Below are 2,744 nucleotides of genomic sequence, written 5' to 3' on the forward strand. Positions count from 1 at the left end.
TTAACTGAAACTGGAAAGATAAGTGAAGTTGAAACAAATTATTTGGAAAATATTACAGAAAAAATAGAAACTTTATAAAACTTATAAAACTAGCTCGTTAGGGGCTAGTTTTTTTTCATAAATGGCGGTAATATCATAAATGCAACCGATAGTTGCGTAATTTCAAATCAAAGTTTGTAGTAATCAACTGCAAGATTTTATAAAATTAAATTAACAAAAATTCAAGGAGGTTTGAAATGATATTAAGTGACAAGATAATTCTTCTTAGAAAAAAGAGTAATCTAACTCAAGAAGAATTGGCAGAAAAATTAGGTGTTAGCAGACAATCTGTATCGAAATGGGAAATGGGAAACTCAATTCCGGATATCAATAAGATTATTCAATTGAGTAATGTTTTTGGAGTAAAAACAGACTACTTATTAAAGGATGATATTGATGATATTGAATATTCGGATGATACTGTCGAAGAGTTGGATACTAAGAAGACAATTAGTGTAGAAGATGCTAATGATTTTATGAGTGCATACGAAGAATATTCAAATGACGTTGCTGATAGCATAAGCTTATTCATAATGTCTCCAATAGCAGTTTTGATATCTCAAATCATAGCCTTGACAGCTAATGTTAAGAGTGAAGATCCCTTCGTAATAGGAGGAACTATTGTATTATTTCTTATAATTGCTTTTGGTGTATACAAATTAATCGTGAAAGCGAATTTAATTGAAAAATATGATTTTATTTCAAAAGAATCATTTAATTTATCATACGGTGTAAAAGGAATAGTCGAAAAGAAAAAGGAAGAAAGAGAACAAAAAGATAATAAAGCAATAGCTAGTGCGATAATAATGTATATATTATGTGTGATTCCTATCATACTTGTATCCATATCAGAGAGTGAAGTATTACAATTATCAGCTATTATATTGTTGTTAATTATTGTATCAGCAGCTACTAATATTTTAATCAAAAAACTTTCTGTTATATCAAGTTATAATATGCTACTTCAAGTAGAAGATTACACTCTGAAAAATAAAAAATTGAGAGAGAAGATGAGCGGATATATTACAGCCTTCTGGTTAATAATCACAGCAATATATCTTGCAGTTAGCTTGTATACGAACAGATGGGAAATCACTTGGGTGATTTTTGCGGCTGGAGCGGTTATGTTTGCGGCATTTTATTTCATCTTAAAATCTCATTTCAACAATAAAATGAAATAATAAATCAAAAAAACATTCTCTAATATTGAGCAAAACTCAAAATAGAGAATGTTTTTGTTTTTATAAATCGCTAACTGTGGTATCGTCTACTTCTTCTTTTTTCACTGTGTTTTCATCTATTTCAGATTTCTTTTCATCTTCAAGGTTAAGAATTTCCATGAATTCTTCTCCAGTGATAGTTTCTTTTTCTAGTAAGAATTTAGAAATTTCATGAAGTTTATCGATATTTTCAGTTAAAATATTTCTAGCTTTTTCGTGAGCGGCTTTTATTATAGATTCTACTTTATTATCTATTTGACCAGCTTTTTGATCACTTGCAGCTAATGTATTGCCGCCGCCAAGATATTTTGAGTTTGTAGTTTCCAAGCTCATCATATCGAATTCGTCAGTCATACCGTACTGAGTGACCATCGCACGAGCGATTTTTGTAGCTTTTTCTATATCATTTGAAGCTCCAGTAGTTCTTGTGTTAAACACAACTTCTTCTGCACTTCTTCCTCCTGTAAGTGTAACTATCATATTAAATAGTTCTTCTTTGTTCATGAGGAATTTTTCTTCTTGATCTACTTGCATTGTGTAGCCCAACGCACCGCTTGTTCTAGGAATAATTGTAATCTTAGTAACTGGAGCGGAATGTGATTGCATTGCAGCAACTAATGCGTGTCCAACTTCGTGATAAGCTATAAGTTCTTTTTCTTTTGGAGTTATAACTGTGCCTTTTCTTTGTTGACCAGCTATTACAACTTCAACAGATTCTATCAAATCTTCTTGTGTTACGATATTTCTTCCCATTCTAACAGCTCTTAGTGCAGCTTCATTTACTATATTTGCCAATTGAGCACCACTTGTACCTGCTGTCATCAAAGCGACTGCCTTGTAATCCAAATCTTTTTCGATTTTGATTTTACGCGCGTGAACTTTAAGAATATCGATACGTCCTTGTAAATCTGGAAGTTCAACAGGAATTTGTCTGTCAAATCTACCAGGTCTAGTAAGCGCTGGATCTAAAATTTCAGGTCTATTAGTAGCAGCTAGTATAACAACTCCTGAATTTCCGCTGAAACCGTCCATTTCATTTAATAATTGGTTAAGAGTTTGTTCTCTTTCGTCGTTACCAGAAATTCCAGCAGTATCACGTCTCTTACCGATAGCATCGATTTCGTCGATGAATACGATACAAGGTGCCTTTTCTGCTGCTTGTTTGAACAAATCACGAACTTTACTAGCTCCTAATCCGACAAACATTTCAACGAATTCTGAACCACTCATTGAAAAGAATGGAACTTTTGCCTCACCAGCAACAGCTTGTGCAAGCAAAGTCTTACCAGTTCCAGGAGGACCCACTAATAAAACGCCTTTTGGTAACACTGCACCAATTTCGTTGTATCTTTTTGGATCGTGCAAGAAGTCAACAACTTCCAACAAAGCATCCTTGGCTTCTTCTTGACCAGCAACATCTGTAAATTTCTTGCCAGTTTGACTTTCAACGTAAATTTTTGCGTTGCTCTTACCAAATTGTAATGC

General features: G+C 33.2%; 2 protein-coding genes. One reads left to right on the forward strand and one right to left on the reverse strand.

What is annotated here, in order from left to right; all coding sequences use genetic code 11:
- Window positions 1-236: 236 nt before the first annotated feature.
- Window positions 237-1,220, forward strand: coding sequence for a helix-turn-helix transcriptional regulator (locus KHW44_RS08215; RefSeq protein WP_304068294.1), 984 nt, complete (start codon window positions 237-239; stop codon window positions 1,218-1,220).
- A 60-nt stretch (window positions 1,221-1,280) separates the two neighbouring features.
- On the opposite strand, the gene ftsH is transcribed toward KHW44_RS08215, so the two are convergent.
- Window positions 1,281-2,744, reverse strand: a 1,464-nt coding sequence (ftsH, locus tag KHW44_RS08220; RefSeq protein WP_304068297.1) for an ATP-dependent zinc metalloprotease FtsH, incomplete at its 5' end; no start/stop codon positions are given.

This window comes from Finegoldia magna, assembly GCF_018371055.1.
Lineage (GTDB): Bacteria > Bacillota > Clostridia > Tissierellales > Peptoniphilaceae > Finegoldia > Finegoldia magna_I.